The organism is Halobacillus sp. ABH2_015 (assembly GCF_056158945.1).
Genome location: NZ_JBSWUG010000002.1, coordinates 262,506 through 285,691, shown reverse-complemented (window position 1 = coordinate 285,691; position 23,186 = coordinate 262,506). Strand labels below are relative to the sequence as shown.

Here is a 23,186-nt window from a genome sequence, read left to right as displayed (position 1 = left end):
ATCCTTTTTTCTATTATTTAAAATGTAGACAAATTCGTTCACCGTTAATGAGCTGCACAGGAATATCCATGTCGTAGACTTCCTTCAGCATCTCACTGTTGATCATTTCCTCCGTCGGGCCTTCCCGGGCAATCTCCCCATCCTTCAAGGCAACAATCCGGTCGGAATAGCACGAGGCAAAGTTGATGTCGTGAATCACGATGACCACCGTTTTCCCCATTTCCTCAACCATTTTCCTCAACGATTTCATAATTTGTACGGAATGCTTCATATCCAGGTTGTTCAAAGGTTCATCGAGCATGACGTAGTCCGTATCCTGCGCAATAATCATGGCAATGTAAGCACGCTGGAGCTGACCACCACTCAATTCATCGATATAACGCTCCTGGATCTCCTCAAGCTCCATGTAATGAATGGCTTTGTTGATTTCCTCCCAGTCCTCTTTTGTTAAACGCCCCTGTGAGTAAGGGAAGCGTCCAAAACTGATCAAATCACGGACCTGGATTCTCAGATCTATATGATTGGACTGTTTCAGGATGGAAAGCTCTTTAGCCAGATCGTTCGGTTTAATTGAATGAATGTCCCGGCCGTGCAGAAGCACCTGGCCCTCATCCTTGGAAATCAGCCGGCTGAGCATGGAAAGCAGGGTGCTTTTCCCCGCCCCATTCGATCCTATGAATGATGTGATCTTTCCGGGCTGAATGTCCACGGACAAATTTTCTATGACTTTTTTCGAACCATACGTTTTTGATACGTGTTTCACTTCTACCATGAACGATTCTCCTTCAACAATAAGTAAAGAAAGTAAACACCGCCGACAAAGTTTACGATGACACTGATTGGAATTGAGAATGTGAACAGATGCTCGACGATAAACTGTCCACCTGCAAGTGTGATGATGCTGATCAAAACGGCTCCAATAATCAAATAGCTGTGGCGGTAGGTTTGAAACAACTGATGAGCGACGTTGGCGACGAGCAGTCCGAGGAATGTAATCGGACCCACCAATGCTGTCGATACAGAAACAAGGACAGCAATAATGATCAGCCAGCGCCGGACAATTTTGTTATAAGGAATCCCGAGGTTCACGGCCTGATCCTGTCCGAGGGCCATGACATTCAAATATTTCAACATCGGAAACGCATAAACCCCGGCCAGGATTATAATGATGACGGAAATACCAAGCAGGTCATCATTGACATTGTTAAAACTGGCAAACATGGAATCCTGAACAATCGAAAATTCATTCGGGTCAATCAGCATCTGCATGAAGGAAGAGATGCTGCTGAAAAAGGTCCCGCATATAATTCCAATCAACAGAAGGAAATAAATATTGCGCTGCTCCATTCTGAATACAAGCCTGAACAGAAGCAGAGCGAACAGCACCATTAAACCTACAGACAATACAAAGTGGAAGCGATTCTCCATCATCGCCAGCTGCTGACCTCCGAAAACAAATACGATGGCCGTCTGGATCAGCATATACAGAGAATCGAGTCCGATTAAGCTCGGCGTCAAAATCCGGTTGTTCGTGATCGTTTGAAAAATGACCGTAGAGAAAGCGATACAGCTTCCTGTCAAAACAATAGCGGCGACTTTCATCAGCCTGCGCGGAAACACATAACCAAAAGCTGTTCCGATATCCCAGAACAAAAAGAGAACCGAAAACGCGGTGGCCAGCAGACCGAGCAGGAGCATTTTTCTTTTAAGAAGCATAAGCATTCCTCCTTAACAGCAGAAACAGGAAGATGCCGCTTCCAAGAACGCCGACCGTCAAACCAATGGATATTTCATAAGGGAAGATCAACACCCGGCCGAGCATGTCACATACGAGCACAAACAGGGCGCCCAGAAGAGCTGTATGGAGCAGGTTCTTCTGCAGATGGTCCCCTTGGTAAATCGATACGATGTTCGGAATGATCAAGCCGAGGAACGGCAGAGAACCGACCGTCAACAGTACAATGGACGAAACGAACGCGACAATGACAAGACCGATGTTTACAATTTGTTTGTACTGAAGGCCCAGGTTGCTCGCAAAATCCTTTCCCATCCCGGCGATGGTAAAACGGTTGGCATAGAAGTAAGCCAGAATCAAAGCCGGAATACTCAAATACAACAGCTCGTACCTTCCTTTTAATATCATCGAGAAATCTCCCTGCAGCCAGGAGCCGATGCTCTGGATCATATCAAAACGGTAGGCGATGAACGTCGTCAGAGATCCAACGATATTCCCGAACATCAGACCAACAAGCGGGATGAAAATCGTATCTTTGAATTTGATCCGGTCGAGAATCTTCATGAATAGAAACGTCCCGGCCAGAGCAAACACAAAAGCGATGGAAACCTTCATCAGCATACTAGCTGTCGGGAAAAGAATGAGTGCCGCAAGAATGCCGAGTCTTGCAGAGTCCATCGTCCCGGCCGTTGTCGGCGACACGAATTTATTCCGGCTCAGCTGCTGCATAATAAAGCCGATGACACTCATGCTCATCCCGGCGATCAGAATACTAAGCAGTCTCGGGATCCGGCTGACAAGCAGAATTTCCTGCTGCTGGGAGGTCAACCCGCCAATATCCATCACAGAGAGCTCCGATACGCCGATGAAAATAGATGCTATGGATAAAACGATTAAAGTTATGGCTAAGTATAAAACTCTCATACACGTACTTCTTAATGGAATGCTTCAATCTCCAACACGACAAAGATAATCATTCTCAATTAAAAAGGCTGGACCTCCCCTCTTTCTTTCCTTCCTTATACACCCCATTATAATGATAACGATTATCATTATCAACATAATTTTCGATCAATTTCTACACGGGTCCTCTCATTCTTCTTTCCATGCTAAACCCTCCAGTAACTGGAGGGTCAACAAAAACTGCGCTCTAAAGCGGAGTATGGACGCTTCTCCTCGTTCCTCATATTTGAACCGATATGGAAGAGTATCTTCCTCCCCCTGTTGAAAAATGGGGAAAACTAAAAATTATAGAAGGAGTTTGTTGGATGTTAAAGAATAGGTGAGAGAGGGAAAAGGATCCATGGAGTTTTTAAATTTCGTAAAAGGAGCGGATATCATGAACACCCGTCATTTTGAACGAATGAAAAACGAAGAAGGTTTTATTGCTGCACTCGACCAGAGCGGAGGCAGCACACCTAAGGCACTTGCCGCATACGGCGTACACGAAGACGCTTATGCCAATGAGGAGGAAATGTTCAACCAGGTCCATGAGATGAGAACGAGAATTCTCACCTCCCCTTCCTTCAATGCTGAGCAGATTCTTGGCGCCATCTTGTTTGAACAGACGATGGACCGCGAAGTGGAAGGGAAATTTACAGCAGACTACCTTTCTTCCAAAGGTATCGTCCCTTTTCTTAAAGTTGACAAGGGACTTGCCGAACAGGAAAACGGCGTACAGATGATGAAGCCGATCCCTGATCTGGATGATATGCTGCGCCGTGCCAACGAACGAAACATCTTTGGTACGAAAATGCGTTCTGTCATTCATGAAGCGAATTACGATGGCATCAAAGCTGTTGTAGACCAACAGTTTGAAGTCGCTAAAGAAATCCTTGCAGCCGGTCTCGTCCCAATCATAGAGCCGGAAGTCGACATCAACAGTGAGGAAAAAGAGAAATGTGAGGATATCCTGCGCGGTGAGATCCTCAATCAGCTCAATCAGCTGCATGAAGATCAAAACGTGATGCTGAAACTGACGATTCCTACGAAGCCGAATGCTTATCAGGAAATCATCAACCATCCACGTGTCGTCCGCGTTGTCGCTCTTTCCGGTGGATACTCCCGTGAAGAAGCCAACGAAAAACTGAAGGATAATGAAGGTCTGATCGCAAGCTTCTCCAGAGCCCTTGTCGGCGATCTTCATGTCGACCAGTCGCAGGAAGAATTCGACCAGTCCCTGAATCATTCCGTAAGCTCCATTTATGACGCTTCCGTAAATAAATAAACAGACAAAAACCTCCGCTGATTCAAGCGGAGGTTTTTTAGTCCTAACCTTTAAATAGAGTTGGAACGTTTTTATGCTGTTGGTCACGTTCCGCTTATCGGTGGATGCTTGCCGCGGGCACGGCCTCAGCTAACTTGGTCAAGAAGAACACTTGACCAAGTGGATCTTCAGCTCGTGCTGTTCCCGCAGGCGTCACCACCGAACACTCCACGTGACCGCACATGTGGAGACTATAAAGAACCTTACTAACATCCCATTTATCCTCATCAGCGGAATAGATCCGTTATCGTCTTCATGTGGGACAGATCATGTTGTGAACTACTTCTTTTGACAGCAAAATATAAAATTGCCGAAGAAGCTCACCTTCCCATGGCTGTTAAGAGTCTTCTCCGGTTCCGGAAGGAGCTCAGCCCATTCCACTCCTGCGGAAAAACGGACGGCCGAGACCCCGGAGGACGGTTTTCCCGAGGAGGCTCGGACGTTCGTCCGCGGAAAGGGAATGGGCTGAGCTCCTGGAGGAATTCGAAAGCAGCCGATGTCTCTGCAAGTAGAAAACCCCCGCTTTTGAAAAGCGGGGGGTTTTCCTTATTAATCGAACAGGACACTGACGGACTGCTCTTTCTGTACACGTGTCAACGCATCTGCAAACAACGGGGCAACAGATAGCGATACGATCTTATCAATCCGCTTTTCCTCAGGAAGATAAACAGAATTCGTCACGACCAATTCCTTGACCGGTGAATCCTCGATGATCTTCACGGAAGGATCGGACAACACGGCATGGGTGCCGCACGCATAAATTTCATTGGCTCCATTCTCGAGGAGTGCAGCAGCCGCTTGATCGATCGTTCCGGCAGTATCAATCATATCATCCACGATAATGACGTTCTTTCCTTCAATATTACCGACCACATTCAAATCTTCCTCCATGTGCGGTTCGGGGCGGCGTCTATCCACAAATGCTATAGGCGCATCCAGAATATCTGCCATGCGGCGCGCCCGGCGCAGACCGCTTGTATCAGGAGCTACCACGACAACATCCTCGATGTTTTTCTCCTTGTAATACTGAGCAATAATCGGAATGCCGAGCAGCTGATCGACCGGGATATTGAAGAATCCCTGAATCTGCGGCGCATGCAGATCAAGAGCGACGACTCTTGATACGCCTGCTTTTTCCAACAGGTTGGCAATCAATTTAGCCGTAATCGGTTCACGCGGACGTGCTTTCCGATCCTGACGGGCATACCCATAATAAGGAATGACCACGTTAATGGTCTTGGCGGAAGCTCTCTTCAAAGCATCCACCATAATCAAAAGCTCCATTAAATGTTCATTGACCGGCTGAGCCGTCGATTGAATCAAGTAAATGTCGTCTCCACGGACACTTTCTTCGATCGTAATTTGAATTTCACCGTCACTGAACCTCACTACAGAACTCTCTCCTAAAGGAACATCCAATATCTCTGAGATTTCCTCTGCCAACGGTTCGTTGGAGTTAAGCGTAAACAGCTTCATGCTCATCTTGATCTCTCCCGTACGTAAGAATTCAAATGGAGCCTATGTTTTACTTTTCATCTTGATAAACATTTACACCATTTTTATTTTGAGTTTACATCACTGTGTTATTCCAATAAAGAGTATACTATACCATTTCGAGTTTCGAAACTAATTAACTTCATACAAAAAAAGCCTTCTCCCGCATGAAAGGGAGAAGGCTTTTTCATCTAGCGGAACAAATCCAAAAAGCGGTCCCAGAGACTTTTCTCGTCCTGCTCCTTCTGCTCTTCTTCCTGTTCTGCTTTTTTGATACTTTCTGTTTTTATAACGAACTGAACCGATTCAACGTTCTCATTTTCTTCGGAAACAAAGGACACCGGTTCGAAATCGGAATAGTCATACTCACTCATCAATTGATCGATTTCCGACTGCATTTCGTCCGGCAGATCGCTGGTAGAGGCAGCGAGTTCTGCCGTTCCGTTCTGAAGATCAGAAGCACCGGATTCCAAGCCGGCTGTCCCGCTTGTCAGCCCGCCGATCCCGGAATGCACTTCCTCGTACGAACCGGCCAGCTGTCCCACGCCGTCCGTATACTCGACAAGTCCGGCATGAAAGTCATTATACTGCGAGGAGAAATTCTGAATCCCCTGCTGCAGCTCCTTGATGGATTCATCCACATTCACACTGCCGAGATTTGTTTCAATTGTATCAGCCGCCGCTGCGAGCTGGCCGTTGATCTCACTCAATGAAGCCACTGCCTGATCAAGGGCAGGCCCGGCTGCATCAAATGCGCCTTCTGCATCTCCGTAAACCACCTTAGCCTCCTGGGCTGCGTGATACGTTTCAATCAGATGATCGACCACTTCCTGATCGACTCCTGACTCACGAAGCGCCTGGATATCCTCCTCGGTCACTTCATACCCGGGAATGGAAGCCATCGCCTCATCCAGTTGATCGTGGGCATTGGTATATTGGCTTCTCAAATCCTCTAGGCCGTCTTCCGCTTTCTGAAGACCGGAAGAGAGCTCTCTCAAGTTCGTCTGCATCTGCGACAGGTCCCCAAGGTTCAATTCTCCAGGTCCCTGTGAAGCCAGACGGCTCATTTCCGCAAGCGCACTTTTGATCGATGCGGATCCTTCGACCAGAGAACCCGAACCACTGTGCAACTCCTGGATGCCGTTCAGATACTGTTCTGAACCACTATAAACCTGAGCTGTTCCGTTATTCAGTTCAGCGATCCCGTCGGCTAGGCCGGAAGCTCCATCATGGATGGCGGCTGTCGCATCCGCGAGTGAACTCATATCATTCTTGACGCCATCAATATCAGGCTCTTCCATAGATATGGAGGCAGGAACTGCAGCAATTTCAATGCTGTCCATTTCAATATTCTCTGCATCAGCTGTCACCTTGTAGCTTTCTTCTTTCTCAGGAAGAACTGTGAACGTGACCTGTCTGTCTTTCCCGGAACTGGCAACCGTCCCCTCAGATGCCTCAATATTCTCGAAGATTTCTGCATCTAAAGGAACCGTAATCTGCAGGGTATAGTTGTTGAAAAAGACAGGATCGGCCCCTTCTTTTTCTGACGTCTCGATACCGATTTCCAGTTGTCCATCTTTTCCAAGGAGTTCCTCCGGATTGATTTCTTTTCCGTCCAGCTTATAGGAAAAGTTGATATTCCAAGGAAGATTTTGATCTTCAAGATTTCCCTGGTAATAAAACTCCTCTTCTCCGGCTTTCACTTCAATCCGCGAATTTCTCTGTGTGACTTCATTCGTATTCGTTAAGTTTTCTACGCTTGAGTAGGGGCCGAAATCAACAATCGTTCCCGGCTCTTCGATATCAAAGTTATTGACCACATACATGTCCTTCTGGCTGCCGTCAGCATTCAAGGTGGCATAGACGACTTCACGCTTTTCAGAGTAACGGCCTTCCTCCGCTTTTCCATCTTCTTCAGCAGAAGCAGGAGCGGCTGGCACGGCAAGAAGAAAAGCCATGATCAGCAGAGATGAACGTTTCCCTATCATTATCATTTCCCCTTATAAAAGTTTGCTTTCCATGTCGTTTTTTCAATCACACGGTCCAAAATCACAAGCAGTGCAGGCAGGACGAGGACGACCATCAGAAACGCAAGCAGCGCTCCTCTCCCCAGCAGCAGACCAATCGACGAAACAATGGGGTTCGTGGAGGTCATCCATAAAATAAAGCCGACACTGGACAAAATCGAAGCCGATACAAAAATAGCGAAGACCTTATCATCAATCGTTTTCTTAATCGCCTCAAGAGCTGACATATCTTTACGGAGATGATTGTAATTCTCCGTAAATAAAATGGCATAGTCGACGGTTGCTGCCAATTGAATCGTGCTGATCAATAGATACCCCACGTAGACGAGCGGCGTATCCATGAAATATGGAAAAGCGAGGTTCACCCATACCGAAGCCTGAATCGTAATGAGCAGGACCACCGGGATGGAAACCGACCGGAACGTCAGAATCAATACCGCCGCAACCGCAGCGATTGTCAGCCAGTTCACAAGGGTATTATCCTTCTGCACAATATTTTTCATATCATACAACGTGACGCTTTCCCCCAGCAGGTGTGTCTCATCATAGTACCCATCTGCAGTTTCCCTCACTTCTTCAATAAGGGAAAAGGCTCTTTCCCCCTCCGCATCGGTCTCCGTATAGAGCGTAATTCTAGCGTAGTGTTCTGAATAAAACGTCTCGGTCACCGATTTTTCCAAGTATTCAGGCGGAATCGCGGGACTGACGATGTTGACATAAGAAACAACGCTGGAGACATCTGTAAGCTGCTCCAGATCCTGCACCAATTCTTCCTCTTTCGCCCGGTCTCCTTCAGGTACGAGGAGAACCATCGGGATGTTTTTGCCAAAAGAATCCTGGATGGCGGCTACATCCTGGCCGGCCCTTGTGTTTTCCGGCTGCTCTCCTGTTCCGTAAATAAAGCTCGTTTCATTTTGAGCCAGAAAAGCAGGCACAATGATGATTAACAACAGGATAAAGCTCGGCAGCCGCAGCTTCATGACGTGACGGCCGATCCCTTTGAAATCAGGAACAAACGGACGGTGCTTGGTTTTATCAATCCAGTGATAAAACATCATCGTCAGCGCCGGCAGGAAGACCATGACACTGATAAAGCTGAGAAGAATCCCTTTCAGCAGGTTCAATCCGAGATCGGCCCCGATACCAAAGTCCATAAAGGTTAAAGCGGTAAACCCAAAGAAAGTTGTGGAAGCACTTGCGACAATCGCCGGAAAAGAACGCTTCATCGCCAGCTGCATCGCTTCCTTCGGATCTTCGACTTCCCTGCGGTAATCCGAAAAGCTGTGGAGAAGGAATATCGCATAGTCGAGCGAAACGGCCAGCTGTAAAATCGGAGCGACCGACTGCGTGACAAAGGATATTTCTCCAATGAAAATGTTCGTGCCTAAATTAATCAGGACAGATACACCTATGGCCACCAAGAAGAAGACCGGTTCCATCCATGATGTCGTTGATAAAATTAAAATCAAAATGATGATCGGAACGAGCAGTGCGGCTGCATACATCGACTCGCTGCCTGTCATTTTCTGAGACACAGCTGTGTTGACGGCTTCACCAGCCACCGCGTTTTCTTCTCCAATCAATTCATAAATTGAATCTGTGGCTGCGACTTCTTCCCCTTCTTCAATGTGAAGGGAATAGAGCGCTTTTTCATCCTGGTAATAGGATTCAACTGTATCCGCAGAAGCCATCTCCAACGGTACTTTCACATCGATGATATCATCGAGCCATGTGACACTTCCGACTCCATCCACGTCCTCCAGCTGCTGTTTATAGCTGAGTGCTTCAGTGATCGAAACACCTTCAATCATGACCCGGGCGTTTTCCACCGGTTCATCGAATTCCTGCTCCATGATGTCCACCGCTTCAATCGAAGGGGCGTCCTCCGGCAGGTAGTCAATCATATTGTAGTTGACGGACACGGCGAACTGAGCCGCCGCACTTAACAGCGTAAGTATGACAAAGATAAGAACAATACTCTTTTTATGCTTTATGATTCGTGCTGTCCATCCGATAAAACGTCACCCTCTCTTGCATCTCCCATTCGTACACTATACTATTTTATTGACACCGTGTTGGATATTCAACAAACAGTTTTGTAATTTTCGTCATTTATCCAACATACCGGTACGCAAATGTTGGATTGTCATAAAAATGTAAAAAAAGGAGCCCCGCTATGAGTGAAAAAATGGACCGTCGCAAAAAGTATACCCGCCATGTACTGAAGGAAAGTCTGATCCACCTGCTGAATGAGAAGCCCATCGCTGACATTACCGTAAAAGAGATCTGTGCGCGGGCAGACATCAATCGTTCCACGTTCTACACCCACTATTCCGATCAGTATGACCTGCTCAGGCGGATTGAAGAGGAAATTACAGCGGATATGAACACCTATCTCAGTCAATATGATCATGAGCTTGAAGAAGAATCGATTCAGATGACGGAGAAGATTCTCTCGTACGTGCTTGAAAATAAGCTGATCTTTCAGACTCTGCTGAAGGGGGAAGCGGCGCCATCCTTTGAAAAACGGATGATGAACCTGACCAGAGGGTTCATGCTGGATAACTTAACGTCTGATAAAGTCATTTCCAAACAGGAATCCGAGTACGTCAGTACGTTTGTCATCAGCGGCGTCATCCACGTGATTAAAGACTGGATCCAGAACGACATGGACCAGCCGCCCGAGGAAATGGCGGTTATGGTCAATCATTTCATCCTCCATGGCCTTTCCCATTTCGATTAAAAAAGCCGCTTACGTTCCATAACGTGAGCGGCTTTCACGCTGTAGAAATCATACATGTCATCCAGTAGAGTTGTCTGTATGTCCGGGTAGTGGTCACGTTCCGCTTATCGGTGGATGCTTGCCGCGGGCACGGCCTCAGCTAACTTGGGCAGGAAAACCACCTGCCCAGGTGGATCTTCGGCTCGCACTTTTCCCGCAGGCGTCACCACCGCACGCTCCTCGCGCCAAAAGTACAGCACATACGAAGGAAAATGGGTATCTTATGAGAGAAGGACAATTTGAGCTTAGCTTCGCAGATTCAAAAGAGCTGCACTTACGGCGTAATTGTCGTTCGCGTGGAAATGACAATGGTCCGAAACAAACGCTGATGACAGCTGATTATAAGAAGATAAAAAAGTTTACCCTCTACCCAGCAACGGTGCAGGTACTAGAAAAACACTGGACTTGTTTACAAACTGAAAGCCGCTTACGTCTGATGACGTAAGCGGCTTTTTCAATCATGATTCGTGTTTTCTGGCTTCTCGTTCTTCCGTTACCTGCACGACCGGCTCATCCCATGGGTGAGCGGCGTAAATGCCCTGCTCAATCACTTTGGTGAGCAGATCTTCATCTCTCGGTATGGAAAATTCAATTCGAAACGAGGTCACCCGTTCTTTTTCTCCTTTTTTCCCTTCTGCAGGGACTGCTGTGCCGGAGGGAACAAACTGCTCCATCCCATCTTTCGTCTGCCACATCACATTCTTATACTGACCGACCTGCAGATCATCCACATTCAACACACTTTGAATGACACTATCGACATACTCAGGAATCACATATGTTTTCACTCGGTAGATATCTACAAGTTTCATACAATCTCTCCTTTTGTGTTAATGGAACAGTCCGGATTCCCTGGATTTAGCCTTCACCTGTCTTGTCCGCTTATGCAGCGGTCCTTTCAGGAAGACGCCGATTAACAGAAATACCCCGCCGAATAAACTGAGAAACACCAAGTCTGTTTCCACTCGTTCCGGCACAATACCTCCGACGGCTTCCCGCATCAGATCGATGGCGTAGGAAAACGGAAGGAATGGATGAATCGTCTGGAAAAACTCCGGAAGAAGCGCAACAGGATATGTTCCTCCCGACCCGGCAATCTGCAGGACGAGCATGACAATCGCTCCGGCTTTTCCGACGTCCCCCAGAACAGATACAAGAGTAAAGACAACCGTCATAAAGACAAAGCTGATCAGCAGACCGAACAAGACAAATGGAACAACTTCAGCCACACCGATATCAAGAAGGAATACGTTTCCGAGCGTGACGACAAGTGTCTGCAGGAAGCCGATACTTACAAACGTCGCAAGTTTTCCGAAGTACTGCTCATAGCTCCGGTATTCCTGGAGGTTGACCGGGTCCGTAGACAGTAACGACACCAGAAGCAGTGCACCGACCCACAGGGACAGGACCGTATAAAAAGGCGTCATACCTGTTCCATAGTTTTCAATCGGGAACAGGGCGTTCTTACTTAAGGTGACCGGTTCTTCAAAAAAGTTTTCCTCTGCGGCCGGGTCATTTTTCAGAAGATCGATGATTTCATTGATATCTGTTTCTCCCTGGATCTCACGTATCCGCTCCGCCATTTCATTCACTTTTTGATTGACGTACGGATATTCGTTCATCATATATTCCAGGATATCCTGACCTTCAGCAATATTGCCTTCCGTACTGTTCAAAATCCGCTCGACTTCAGGAACGGTCGATTGGACATCCACCAAAATGGATCGGGCGTCCGCCAGCGTGCTTTGAGCTTTGTCGATTTCGGACAGGACCTGCGGCTCAATGTTTTCGTTGTATTCTTGCAGGAACGCATCAATCTGATCCGCCGTTTCCCCTGACTTTTCTTCAAGGGAGGCAAAGGTTTGATCGATGTTCTGCTGGGCTTCTGACAATCGATCACCAATCTGACTGCTGTCCTCCTGGATGGACGTGAGCGCTTCTTCTATTGCCTGGACATCAGCAATCGCCTGATCAATGGTTTCCTCAGGAATCTGCGGGGATGGCTGCGGCGTGTTTTCTTCACTATTTTCTTCACTGCTCTCTTCCCCATTGTCTTCCTGATTTTCTTCATTCCCTTGATTGGCCTGCTGCTGTTCCTTCACTTGTTGGAGAAGCTGCTCGACCGCCGCGATTTCTTCCAAGGACTGACTTGTCTGATCATTGATTTGACTACGGATTTCACCAATCGAATCCACATTGACATCGACCGACTGGACATCCTTCAAGAAGGCGTTCACGTCCTCAGCCGTCTGTTGGGCTGCGTTCAAATCTTCCTTTACCTGCGGAGAGAGTTCGTTCAACCGCTGCTCGGCATCATCAATAAACGCCGTCGTTTCATCAATTGTGTTTAATCCATCCCCTGCCGCCTGCTCAGCCTGCGGAATTAACCCCTGCACATCGTTGATGATGGAGGAAGCATTCTGGGAATCATCATACGCATCGGAAATCAATTGATAAATTTCTGGCAGATTCTCTTCCAGCTTGAAAATATATTCTTCAAAGCGCTTGATATCCGGCAGATCGTTTTCCAGTTCAAGTCCAAGATCGTTGAACAGATCAGCAACGGTACCGTTCACTTCCGAGATGAACTGACTGGTAATTTGATCGACCAGCACCGTGGCTCCTTTTTCAGTAATTTTAGGGGCAATGGCATTAATCTTTTCGTTGACATAGTACTGCACTTCCGACTTTTCCGGATTCCCTTCTACGACCGTTCCTAAGTGTTCAGAAAAAGTCTCTGGAATGACAATGACGGCATAGTAGTCTCCGTACTCCAGTTTATCCATCGCCTCACCGCGATCGGTAAACTGCCAGTCGAAACTGTCTTCATCCTTTAAGTTATCCACCAATTCCTGACCGACATCGATATCCTTATCCCGGACAACAGCCCCTTGGTCTTCATTGACTACGGCCACAGGCAGCTGGTCCGTCTGACTGTAAGGGTCCCACGATGCTTTAATATTGAACCAGGCATACAGGGAAGGGAGGACAGCGAGTCCAAGAATCAGGATTAACGCTACCCAGTTCGTTGCCGTGTTTTTCCAATCTCTGCTGAATATTTTCCATATGTTCTTCATTTCAGATGCTCCTATACGTTCGTCATGGTTTTGAATGGGAGTACATGAGTTTACGTTAGTTTTATCTACGAGAAGAAATTATATAGGAATGTTTTAAAAGTGAAAAGGGTGGCAGCTCCATGTAAGCCTCACCAATCCACACAGCAGAGGACAAAAATGAATTTTCGTTCATTATGAAAAGGTGATTCCACGAGAGGAAACCCGCTTCTAATAGAAGCGGGTTTCCTCTCTCGTTTATTGAAAAAGCTGGTGCAGTTTCTCAAGCGTCCTCTCTTCATCCATCGATGTATCATGAAAGGCAACATGGCCATCGGGCCGGATCAAAAGCGCACTTCCTTTTTCCATGCCGAGCTTCCGTTCCATGTGCCGGTGGACATCATAAATGATCGGTAAATCATCACCATCCGTATGGACAGTCCCACCTTTAGCCACAAGGAATATCTTCATCAGCCCTTGGTACTGGTCATTCACTTTTTCCGCAAATGTGTAAGCATAATCTATGACATCCTGATGCTGGGCATCAATATAGATCAGACAGACAAAACCATATTCGCAGATGAACGGATACAACCTCTCATCCTTCGCCCCATCGAAAAACAAAAGATGATCAGGTACACGATGGCCGGCTTGGACCGCTTTACGCGGCAGGGTGGAATCCTTCAGCTCTTTATTCCGTTTCACCTTTTCATATTCATTATGGATATTGGATAGATGATTGGCGATTCTCTGCTGCACCCAGTCCTGAGTCAGCGCTGCTTTTCCAGCCCAGTTGCGGACTTTTCCCTGAGTTCCCTCAAGATTCACGACTTTCAACATCCGGGACGTTTCTTTCAAAACATCCTTCCCAATAGGAAAGCGTTCATCCTGATAACTATCCAGGAACGAATCTGCAGCATAGCCTTTCAATACTGAAGCCAGCTTCCAACCCAGATTGGAAGCGTCCTGCAGGCCTAGATTCATTCCCTGGCCTCCGAACGGGTTGTGGATATGAGCCGCATCTCCAACAAAAAACACCCGGTTCTTCCGATAATCGGGGACCTGACGGTGAGCAGTACCAAAATAGGAAAGCCATGTCGGATTTTCAAGGCGGTAGGAATATTTCAGAACCGTATTGACGCTATCCTGCAGTTCTTCCATCGTCAACTCATCTTTGTGAGGAAGCCCCTGCCTGGCGCGGTCAAAACCGACCACCCGGTAACTGCCGTCTTTGTATGGAAAGAAGGCGACTGCCCCGCGGTCATTCAAGTGCATATGAATAAAAATTTCTTCAAGACCGGGAACATCGACATCACCAAGGAAAAAGGTGTACCCTTCATCTTCGCCTTCAAAATCGACGTGCAGCGCCTCACGGACTTTACTGTGTGCGCCATCTGCTGCAATTAAATAGTCCGCTTTATATTCCTTCACTTTCCCGTTACAGGAAGCCTTGACGTATACGCCTGTTTCATCCTGATGAACATCCATCACCTCGTGCTCCCGTTCGACTGTACCACCGAGCGAGTCGAGATGGTTTTCCAGGATTTTTTCTGTTTCACTCTGAGGGAGGATTAAGAGGTAAGGATAACGGCTTTCAATATGGTACAGTTCCACAACGGAGGCATTCTCTCCACCAAGATGAAGCTTAGCCCCGGGGCCTGGATAACCTTTTTCGAGAAATTCCTTGTGCACACCAAGAAGCTCGAACATTTCCATCGTCCGCGCTTGAATGCCGAGTGCCTTGGAGAGATCGGATGGTGCCTCGCGTTTCTCCAGACAGATGAAGTCGATGCCCTGTTTTTTCAGTTCATTGGCCGCCATCAAACCGGTAGGACCCGCACCGATGACGATCACTTCTGTTTCAATAACGGAAGACATGATTCTGTGCCCCTTCCTTTTACGTACTTTTGTATAACGCAACCTATTGTACGATACCCTTCTGGCAGAGCTTCAAGCGTATTGAGGCATATTCGTAAAGGGACCATCAAGAAAAACACAGCACTAAAAAAAAGAGCCCGCACCTATATGCAGACTCTTTTTTCTCTATTTTTATTGATCAGTCGTCTCTTCTTCTTCAATCATCTCTGTTTCATCCAGATAACGAAGCAGGTCTCCGTATACAACGGAATCAGACAAGGCCAGTTCTTCTTCTGCCTGTTCAAAGCCTTCTCCGCAGGCCGCGTCTTCGACCTCTTCACCCGTTTCCCGGTCATAGCAGGTGCCGTTGACGCCGACATATTCTTCGTTGGCGAAGTTTCCGTCACGTGTGACCATCAGCTCCTGACGGTCCTCGTTGAACAGGTCCTGACCGAACTGGATCGGGTTGTCATCTTCTACACCGAGCATATTCATCAAGGTCGGACGCAGGTCAATCTGTCCGCCTACGGTGTCATATTCCTTACCTTCAATGCCTTCTCCAATCATTAGAAGCGGCACTCGCTGAAGTTGGAACTGCTCGTAATCGTTAATATCTTTATCGAGATATTCCCCCATCGCCTGCTGGTGGTTTTCAGAAATCCCGAAGTGGTCCCCGTATATGACGAGTACCGTGTCGTCATAGAGGTCTGACTGCTTGAATTCCTCCACAAACTGCTTCAATGCCTCATCCTGGTATCGGATTGTCTGGAAGTAGTTGTTCAGCGTCTGACTGGATGTTTCTCCTTTTTCAATCAGCTGTTTATCTTCTGGAAGAGTAAAGGGATGGTGGTTGGTGAGCGTGATCATCTTGTTGTAGAACGGCTCTTCCATCTCTTCCATTTTCGCTAAGGAATCTTCAAAGAAATATTCATCCAAGTAACCCCAGCTGTGGGACTTCTCTTCCGTTACATCATAGTCTTTCTTCGAATAGAAACGATCATACCCGAGAGAATCGTACATGACGTTCCGGTTCCAAAAAGTCGCATCATTAGCGTGCATGACTGATGACGTATAGCCTTCCTGATCAAGAACTTCCGGAGTGGCCTCATACTCATTACCTGAATGGGTAAAGAAAGCTGCTCCACGGTTCAGTCCATAGAGAGAGTTATCGAGCAGAAACTCAGAATCGGACGTACGTCCCTGTTTCACTTGATGGTAGAAGTTACTGAAATAAGCTCCCTCTTCTTTCAAGTCATTGAAATAAGGAGTCAGTTCTTCCCCGTTCAATGTGTTATCCACAACAAACGTCTGCGTACTCTCAAGCGAAAGTAGGATGACGTTCTTTCCTTCCGCTGCCCCTTCCATTTCTTCACCTGCACCGGACTTCGTTTCGTTCAAATAATTGAGAACCGGAACGAGTTCGTTGCTGTCTGCGAACGTTTTCTTCGCTTCGGTCTGTCCTTGAAGCACGACGTCATAAGCGTGGAAGTTCAGAACGCCGATATATTTCACCAGCATATTGCGGTCAAAGGCCCGCTGCAATAGTTCAGTACGTTCCGTCTGCGCCCATCCGATATTCACGATGAACAAGGGGATGGCCAGCGCCGCAAGGATGAAACCTTCTTTACGCTTCGGCTGGAAAGACGTCAGGCGCTTCCCGTTCAAATAGAACAAAAGAAAGGCCGCTGCAAAAATATCGACAAACAAGAAAATGTCTGTCCAAGAAAGGATATCTGTAATACTCCCTCCGAGCCCGGCAAGGTTTGCGGCCTGCCCAAGCATAGGAATGGTCAAGAAATCAGAGTATTCTCTGTAAAATAAGACGTTAAAATATAATAAAAGCGATCCGACAATATACATGGCCAGCATACCTTTACGGCCGGCAAGCAGAATCCCTACACCAAATAGAAGAAAAATACTGCTGAGTGGGTTGAAGGCCAGAATTAAGGCTTCATTGAAGTTTTCAACGTCAAGGTTGAAAATGCCGCTCTGGATGATATACATCTTCAGCCAGAAGACAGCCATCACCGCTCCATAAATCATTACTTTCTTCTTATTGGCGGGGTCTTCCAATTTAGCTTTCCATTTAGAAATCATGAAATAACCTCCGTTTTATTAAACCTAAATCAATTGAAATACCGACAGCACATTCGCTGCATCATGGGTGCCGTTTTTTTCTACGACAAAACTGATCATAACATATTTTAAAGAAAAACCCCTTGTTTTAAATAATCTGTTATGTTCTTTTAATTCTGTAACACCCACGTAATCAAAGAAGAAGCAGCACCTGAAAACATAAAAAAACAACCTGCTGAATCAGCAGGCTGTCCCTGTTCGAAAGCTTAGAGTTTGTTCACAGCATCTTTGATGGAGGTGGATCCACCAACGACTTGAAACTCTTTTCCAATCGTTGATTCGTTTTCAAGCACCGAAAGCAGAACACCTGCAACATCTTCCCGGGAAATCTCTCCCCGTTCAACGGTCTCCGCTGCCTCTACCTGACCGGTCCCATTTTCATTTGTCAGAATACCTGGATGGACGATCGTATAATTCAAGTTCGTACGACGGAGCCAGTCATCGGCATAATGCTTCGCAATGACATACGGAGCGAAAGACGCCGGGGCTCCCTGAATCGCCTCACGTGTCGTATCAAAGGAACTGACCATCACATAGCGGCTGACCCCTTTTTGTTTGGCGGCCTCCATCGTTTTCACAGCTCCATCAAGGTCGATCATTACCGTTTTATCCGGTCCTGTGTTCGGACCTGACCCCGCCGTAAACACGACAGCATCCACGCCTTCAAAGGCTTCCGCCATTTTTTCGGTCTCATCCTCAAGATCAACAATGACAGTTTCTGCGCCAAGATCTTTGAAATAGGAGGCCTGCTCCTCTTTACGGATCATAGCTACGGCTTCTATATCATCATGGTTTTGTATGTTTTGTACAAGGTGTTTTCCTACCTGACCATTGGCTCCTACGACAAGTACCTTCATGGAAAAATCCATCCTTTCATCGATAAGTATCTCCCTTATATGTATCCCTTTTTCAAGAAAAAGAAACCTAGGAACCCTCCAGCCCATAAAAAAAGCCGGGTTCCCTGCCGGCTTTTCACGCCTTTATTGATCATTCGGCGGTTTCATATGGAATTCCTCAGCTATTTCACTGAGCTTTGCCTGCATGGCTTCATCATTCATGACATTCGCTGCGAAAGCCGGCTGTGTCTGCTCGTGCGGCTGATCAAAAAGCTGTCCAATTTTCTCTTTCGTTTTGGAGTACGTATCCATCGTCGCATCCGTTGCCTGGCTTACCCCTTCTTTGACGGAATGGGTCAGTCCTCCGTCCGACAAACGCATCTGCTGTTTCTCCTTGCGGGCATCCTCAAGGAGGTGCTGGATGCCGAATCCGTTACCGACAGCAAAACCTTTTACCCGATCTCCCAAATACATGGCGGCACCAACGCTTTTAACGACGGCCTTACGTGTACCTTTTCTTGCGTCCTCCGAAAAAACGAGCACGGTTGCCCCTGCTACGACCCAGCCGAGGGGATTATTCAAGCCCAATACTTTTTTCCACATGGCAATACCCTCCTTCTATCTTTTCATTGTTTCCAGCCCCGCCCGCTTTCATTCATCAAAGATCCTTCTGTTCATGAATAAATAACGCTGTGAAGTTTACAATAACGACTATGTTATTTAACAGGAATTTTACAAATCGGCAGTAAAGGAAGATGGGCATGTATGAAAGTTTAGAGCTACGGACGCGAGCGTTTCACGCATCCTCCGGAAAGCTTCGCTTTGAATTGTATGACCTTGAAAGAAATCCAGAGATTCAGCAGAAATTCGAACGGATTTTCCAGTCGATCCCAGGCGTCACTAAAGTAAAAGCCAGCACGACGACAGGAAACGTCCTTCTTTTATTTGAAGAAACGCGCATTCAGTTGAAGCAGTTGACGAAGCTGATCGCCGAGTTTGAGCAAGCGTATTATAAGCAGAAGCACAGATGCTGTGAAAGCCCTGAAATGGTTCAGGAGGCGGCCGCAGCCGTGTCCTGTCCAGGATCTCCAGACCTTTCTCTCATCCCGAAAATGAAAAAACACCTCCGCTCTCTGCCCTTCGCCTGGCTGGTGAGCGCAGGAGGTCTGCTCGTGCTCAGCCTGAAACGCTGGATCCGGGGTCCATCCGCTCTGGCGTCCCATCCTCTTCCTTTTTATATGGGGGCAGGCATAGCCATCATGACCGGCTACCCTTACTTTAAACGGGGGATTCAGCAGGTGAACAAGCGTTTTCCGGAATGGAAGATCGACTGGCTGCTGGGGACCGCCTCCCTGGCTCTTGCCCTCATCCGGGAAAATGTCGTCGTTCTCGCCGGACTAACGATTCTCACAGCTTTAAACTGGCAGCGCCAGAAAGCCTTTGATACAGACAGTTATCTGGAAGGGTCCTATGTTCTGCCTGAAGTAGAGTCGTATGCAAAACAGACAGGACGCCTCGGATTCCTTGCTGCAGGTGCCAACCTCCTGCTGACCAGAAATGTGGTGTCTACGATCGGTATTCTGCTCGCTGCCAACCCGCGGCCGGCACGAGTCGCTGCTGAAATCACATGGAAAAAAGCCGAACTTGATTCGAAGGAAAGCGGAGCCGTGCTCCCCGATAAAGGTTCGTTGTTCCAACTCGCCGCACTGGATACCGTTATCTTGAACCACCCTGACCGCTTGATGGAAAATGACCGGTCGCTGACAGAAGATGCGATGGCCTTTTTAGCTGCCCTCCCGGAACAGACCAACATTCATGTGGAAGGATCCGGGGAGACTGCTGAACTGATTCACCACCAGTTCCCTCATTTGATGGTCATTCAGGGTACGAGCGAGTGGCCCGCTGATTCCAGAAATGTTCTAGTCGTTGAGGAAGCTGGTGCTCCTTCGAGTTTCAGCCACTATCCTTCTATCACTTCCAGTGAATTATCAGGGATAACCGAAACATTACAAACGGCTCTGAAACTTCGCAGGAAAAACCGATGGCAGCTCGGCATTTCCGGTACGTGGAATGCTGCCGGAACCGCCCTTGCCTTTATGGGACGATACAGCCCGCCTGTCATTAATTTGATGGCAGATACCCTGCTTCTGCTCTTTCTCTCCTCCATTGAAAAGCAGAAATACAACACAAAGGCAGTTCAAAAGCCTGCAGAAAAACAGAAGCTGGAGCTGGCGGCTGCGCTTGAACAACAGCAGTCCTTTTCCAACTGGCATTCTCTTGCCAATGAGGACATTGTCGAGCAATTGAAGACCCATCCTGCCGAAGGGCTTTCCTCCCTTCAAGTCAAAAAGAAGCGGTTACAGTATGGGAAGAATGAGTGGCAGGTAAAGGCCCGCCCACATTGGATTACGGTCTACTTCAATAAGTTGAAGGAATTCACCACGCTGATTCTGGCAGGAACAGCTGTCATCAGCGCCTTCCAAGGGGCCCTGTTTGAAGGCATCGTCATGGGGGCTATTCTGCTGGCCAATGCAGGGATCGGCGCCTATCAGGAGCAGAAAGCAGCCAACCTTCTCAATAGCGTGAGTGAGTTTCAGGCGCCGGCCTGTACAGTTATACGGAACGGCCGCCGAACAAAGTTGGAGGCCGATCTTCTCGTCCCGGGCGATATTGTAGAAATCGATGCAGGCGAACGAGTGCCGGCTGATTTGAAGCTGCTGCAGGCCAACAACCTGGAGGTGAACGAATCGGCGCTCACAGGAGAATCTCTCCCTGTCGCCAAATCAACCCTTACGATTCAGGCGCAGACGTCCATCAACGACCGCAGCAATATGCTGTTCATGGGAACCGATGTCACCCGCGGCCGGGCGAAAGCCGTTGTCGTTGGTACCGGCCTTCACACAGAAATGGGACACCTCGTCACATTATTGACAGAGGAACCGAATGAAAAAACGATGCTCCAGCAGCAAGTGGACAAAGTGAGCCGCATGTTTTTAAAAGTCGCTCTCGTTACTGGATCACTCGTATTTATTACGGGCCTTCTACGTGGGAGCACCATCAGCCAGATGCTTACTACATCTGTCGCCCTTGCTGCTTCAGCCATCCCGGAAGGACTGCCTGTTACCATTACGATAGCCTTAAGTGCCGGCGTCCTTCGCTTGTCCAAGAAAAAAACCGTCACACGTAAACTGAATGCTCTCGAAGCGATGGGGCGCGTTACTGTGATCTGCACGGATAAAACCGGTACGCTGACGAAGAACGAAATGACTGTGACGAATGCCGCCACACCTTCTGCCTCCTTTAAAGTTGAAGGCACCGGCTATCATCCGTCAGGAGCGATCCACGGTCCAGAAAACAATCAGGACTTCCAAGACCTGCTCCGCATCGGTTGGCTTTGTCATAATACAGAGCTTCACCAGCATGAAGAAGAATGGAAAGTCAAAGGCGACCCGACCGAAGCGGCCATTTTGACGCTCGGAAGAAAGTACGGATTGACGGAAGGCAGCTTTGCCCACTGGCACCGCACCCATGAAATTCCGTTCGATTCCCATAGAGGGATGATGTCTGTCGTCTGCCGCGAATCTGTTCAGGACAAGCAATGCTATGTGATGACGAAAGGATCGCTGGAAAAAGTTCTCGACCGCTGTACGCATTACCAAATGAATGGCACAAAGAAAAAAATAACGGCGTCTTTCAAGAAGAAGTGGCTGGAGAAGAACACCCGATTCGCCGACCAAGCCCTGCGTGTCCTGGCCTTTGCTTATGCTCCCATTACCGATGAACCGGAATCCGACACGGTAGAAGAAGTGGAAAACCATTTGATTTTTGTCGGCATCGTCGGCATGATGGATCCGCCGAAACCGGAAATCCAGCAAAGCATCCAAGAAAGCAGACGGCTGGGTATACAAACGGTCATGATCACAGGAGACCATCCAAAAACCGCCGCAGCTATCGGAGGACAGATCGGTCTGAACAGCGGACCGGAACAGGTCTTAACGGGTACAGACATCGATCAGATGACAGAGGAAGAACTCGAAGAAAAAGTACGGGATGTCCACATTTTTGCACGCGTCACCCCTGATCATAAGCTTCGCATTGTCGCAGCTTATCAACGACTGGGTCACGTCGTTGCCATGTCCGGTGACGGCGTCAATGACTCTCCTGCCATTAAGAAGGCAGACGTCGGCATTGCCATGGGACAGACAGGCACGGCTGTCACGAAAGAATCGGCCGATATCGTCCTCACAGAAGATGGTTTCCAGACGATTCTTGATGCCGTGAAAGAAGGCCGTTCCATCATCGGCAACATCCGCAGGGCCCTCGGTTGTTTATTATCCGGGAACATTGCAGAAATCTTAGTCACATCCACTGCTGTTCTGGCGGGTATGCCGCTTCCGATTGTACCGATTCAAATCCTATTGATGAATTTATTAACCGATGCGCTTCCGGCTATGGTATTCGCCATTAATCCAGGAGAGCAGAAAGAGGAGCCTTACCGGGAGCGGATTGCCGATAAGCCGTTATACACCCAGGTGATCACCCGCGGCATCCTCCTTGGAGCCGGAACCCTTGCCCTGTTTGGAATAAGCCTGGGAGCTGGAGCTTCTCTCGTGCAGGCACAGACGACCGCTTTTGCTACGCTTGTAGCCGGACAGCTCATCCAGACGTTCATTTGGAGTAAACAGCACGCAAAAGAACGATCCATCAACTGGAAACAGGATAAGTTCCTGCTCGGAGCTATCGGAGGGTCCACACTGGCCCTTCTGGCAGCTATTTATGTTCCACCGCTTGCCGGGATGTTCCATACAGCCCCCTTATCCTTCAGCAGCTGGGCGCTCGTCCTTGCAGCGGCCTGCGGGTCCGCGCTAGCTGCGGGACCTGTGTATGCCTTATTCCATCGTGCCCCCGGCTCCAGCCCAGCACGAAAAGCCTCAGTACAGGCCTTTGCCGGATAATCCCCTGGTATAAAGCTGACACCCAGGGGCAAACCTTAAGACAAG

15 protein-coding genes are annotated in these 23,186 nt (G+C 48.0%); 3 read left to right on the top strand and 12 right to left on the bottom strand.

Features of this window, described 5'->3' with window-relative positions; translation table 11 throughout:
* Nucleotides 1–13: 13 nt before the first annotated feature.
* From ACXAD6_RS01520 to ACXAD6_RS01510, 3 genes are read right to left on the bottom strand one after another with little or no spacing between them, the layout of a single operon-like run.
* On the bottom strand, nt 14–772 hold the full coding sequence (locus ACXAD6_RS01520; protein WP_474967331.1) for an iron ABC transporter ATP-binding protein: 759 nt from the start codon (nt 770–772) through the stop codon (nt 14–16).
* Nucleotides 766–1,716: an iron chelate uptake ABC transporter family permease subunit gene (locus tag ACXAD6_RS01515; RefSeq protein ID WP_474967330.1), complete on the bottom strand. Its 951-nt coding sequence runs from the start codon at nt 1,714–1,716 to the stop codon at nt 766–768. The genes ACXAD6_RS01520 and ACXAD6_RS01515 overlap by 7 nt, the downstream gene beginning before the upstream one ends.
* Nucleotides 1,706–2,659: an ABC transporter permease gene (locus tag ACXAD6_RS01510; protein ID WP_474967329.1), complete on the bottom strand. Its 954-nt coding sequence runs from the start codon at nt 2,657–2,659 to the stop codon at nt 1,706–1,708. The genes ACXAD6_RS01515 and ACXAD6_RS01510 overlap by 11 nt, the downstream gene beginning before the upstream one ends.
* Before the next feature lie 415 nt (nt 2,660–3,074).
* Here ACXAD6_RS01510 and ACXAD6_RS01505 point away from each other — a divergent pair, with 415 nt between their 5' ends.
* Entirely contained in the window at nt 3,075–3,962 is an 888-nt protein-coding gene (locus ACXAD6_RS01505; RefSeq protein ID WP_474967328.1) for a fructose bisphosphate aldolase, read from the top strand.
* A gap of 588 nt (nt 3,963–4,550) precedes the next feature.
* Here ACXAD6_RS01505 and ACXAD6_RS01500 read toward each other — a convergent pair.
* The 3 genes from ACXAD6_RS01500 to ACXAD6_RS01490 form a co-directional block, all read right to left on the bottom strand.
* Nucleotides 4,551–5,483: a ribose-phosphate diphosphokinase gene (locus ACXAD6_RS01500; protein ID WP_474967327.1), complete on the bottom strand. Its 933-nt coding sequence runs from the start codon at nt 5,481–5,483 to the stop codon at nt 4,551–4,553.
* A 203-nt stretch (nt 5,484–5,686) separates the two neighbouring features.
* Nucleotides 5,687–7,483: an AAA family ATPase gene (locus tag ACXAD6_RS01495; RefSeq protein ID WP_474967326.1), complete on the bottom strand. Its 1,797-nt coding sequence runs from the start codon at nt 7,481–7,483 to the stop codon at nt 5,687–5,689.
* A 2-nt stretch (nt 7,484–7,485) separates the two neighbouring features.
* Nucleotides 7,486–9,426 (bottom strand): efflux RND transporter permease subunit, encoded by a 1,941-nt coding sequence (locus ACXAD6_RS01490; protein ID WP_474970338.1) that lies wholly within the window; start codon nt 9,424–9,426, stop codon nt 7,486–7,488.
* Between the two features lie 272 nt (nt 9,427–9,698).
* Between ACXAD6_RS01490 and ACXAD6_RS01485 the strand changes: the two genes are divergently transcribed.
* Nucleotides 9,699–10,265, top strand: a complete 567-nt coding sequence (locus ACXAD6_RS01485; RefSeq protein ID WP_474967325.1) for a TetR/AcrR family transcriptional regulator — start codon at nt 9,699–9,701, stop codon at nt 10,263–10,265.
* 497 nt (nt 10,266–10,762) lie between these two features.
* Here the strand turns inward: ACXAD6_RS01485 and ACXAD6_RS01480 are convergent, their stop codons facing one another.
* The 6 genes from ACXAD6_RS01480 to ACXAD6_RS01455 form a co-directional block, all read right to left on the bottom strand.
* Entirely contained in the window at nt 10,763–11,116 is a 354-nt protein-coding gene (locus tag ACXAD6_RS01480; protein ID WP_474967324.1) for a hypothetical protein, read from the bottom strand.
* 18 nt (nt 11,117–11,134) lie between these two features.
* The gene (locus ACXAD6_RS01475; RefSeq protein ID WP_474967323.1) at nt 11,135–13,381 is read right to left on the bottom strand and encodes a YhgE/Pip domain-containing protein; all 2,247 of its coding nucleotides are present in this window, start codon (nt 13,379–13,381) and stop codon (nt 11,135–11,137) included.
* 234 nt (nt 13,382–13,615) lie between these two features.
* Nucleotides 13,616–15,235, bottom strand: coding sequence for an FAD-dependent monooxygenase (locus tag ACXAD6_RS01470; RefSeq protein WP_474967322.1), 1,620 nt, complete (start codon nt 15,233–15,235; stop codon nt 13,616–13,618).
* Between the two features lie 171 nt (nt 15,236–15,406).
* Nucleotides 15,407–17,311, bottom strand: a complete 1,905-nt coding sequence (locus tag ACXAD6_RS01465; RefSeq protein WP_474967321.1) for an LTA synthase family protein — start codon at nt 17,309–17,311, stop codon at nt 15,407–15,409.
* A gap of 245 nt (nt 17,312–17,556) precedes the next feature.
* On the bottom strand, nt 17,557–18,207 hold the full coding sequence (locus ACXAD6_RS01460) for an SDR family oxidoreductase (protein ID WP_474967320.1): 651 nt from the start codon (nt 18,205–18,207) through the stop codon (nt 17,557–17,559).
* A gap of 123 nt (nt 18,208–18,330) precedes the next feature.
* Nucleotides 18,331–18,789, bottom strand: coding sequence for a hypothetical protein (locus tag ACXAD6_RS01455; RefSeq protein WP_474967319.1), 459 nt, complete (start codon nt 18,787–18,789; stop codon nt 18,331–18,333).
* A gap of 158 nt (nt 18,790–18,947) precedes the next feature.
* Here ACXAD6_RS01455 and ACXAD6_RS01450 point away from each other — a divergent pair, with 158 nt between their 5' ends.
* Nucleotides 18,948–23,141, top strand: coding sequence for a cation-translocating P-type ATPase (locus ACXAD6_RS01450; RefSeq protein ID WP_474967318.1), 4,194 nt, complete (start codon nt 18,948–18,950; stop codon nt 23,139–23,141).
* Nucleotides 23,142–23,186: the final 45 nt, after the last annotated feature.

Bases quoted from the DNA above. Each gene is read 5' to 3' on its own strand.
- ACXAD6_RS01520 (WP_474967331.1), bottom strand. From the start codon at position 772: ATGGTAGAAGTGAAACACGTATCAAAAACGTATGGTTCGAAAAAAGTC.
- ACXAD6_RS01505 (WP_474967328.1), top strand. From the start codon at position 3,075: ATGAACACCCGTCATTTTGAACGAATGAAAAACGAAGAAGGTTTTATT.
- ACXAD6_RS01485 (WP_474967325.1), top strand. From the start codon at position 9,699: ATGAGTGAAAAAATGGACCGTCGCAAAAAGTATACCCGCCATGTACTG.
- ACXAD6_RS01455 (WP_474967319.1), bottom strand. From the start codon at position 18,789: ATGTGGAAAAAAGTATTGGGCTTGAATAATCCCCTCGGCTGGGTCGTA.
- ACXAD6_RS01510 (WP_474967329.1), bottom strand. From the start codon at position 2,659: ATGAGAGTTTTATACTTAGCCATAACTTTAATCGTTTTATCCATAGCA.
- ACXAD6_RS01470 (WP_474967322.1), bottom strand. From the start codon at position 15,235: ATGTCTTCCGTTATTGAAACAGAAGTGATCGTCATCGGTGCGGGTCCT.
- ACXAD6_RS01450 (WP_474967318.1), top strand. From the start codon at position 18,948: ATGTATGAAAGTTTAGAGCTACGGACGCGAGCGTTTCACGCATCCTCC.
- ACXAD6_RS01460 (WP_474967320.1), bottom strand. From the start codon at position 18,207: ATGAAGGTACTTGTCGTAGGAGCCAATGGTCAGGTAGGAAAACACCTT.
- ACXAD6_RS01495 (WP_474967326.1), bottom strand. From the start codon at position 7,483: ATGATAGGGAAACGTTCATCTCTGCTGATCATGGCTTTTCTTCTTGCC.
- ACXAD6_RS01500 (WP_474967327.1), bottom strand. From the start codon at position 5,483: ATGAGCATGAAGCTGTTTACGCTTAACTCCAACGAACCGTTGGCAGAG.
- ACXAD6_RS01475 (WP_474967323.1), bottom strand. From the start codon at position 13,381: ATGAAGAACATATGGAAAATATTCAGCAGAGATTGGAAAAACACGGCA.
- ACXAD6_RS01490 (WP_474970338.1), bottom strand. From the start codon at position 9,426: ATGATTGACTACCTGCCGGAGGACGCCCCTTCGATTGAAGCGGTGGAC.
- ACXAD6_RS01465 (WP_474967321.1), bottom strand. From the start codon at position 17,311: ATGATTTCTAAATGGAAAGCTAAATTGGAAGACCCCGCCAATAAGAAG.
- ACXAD6_RS01480 (WP_474967324.1), bottom strand. From the start codon at position 11,116: ATGAAACTTGTAGATATCTACCGAGTGAAAACATATGTGATTCCTGAG.
- ACXAD6_RS01515 (WP_474967330.1), bottom strand. From the start codon at position 1,716: ATGCTTCTTAAAAGAAAAATGCTCCTGCTCGGTCTGCTGGCCACCGCG.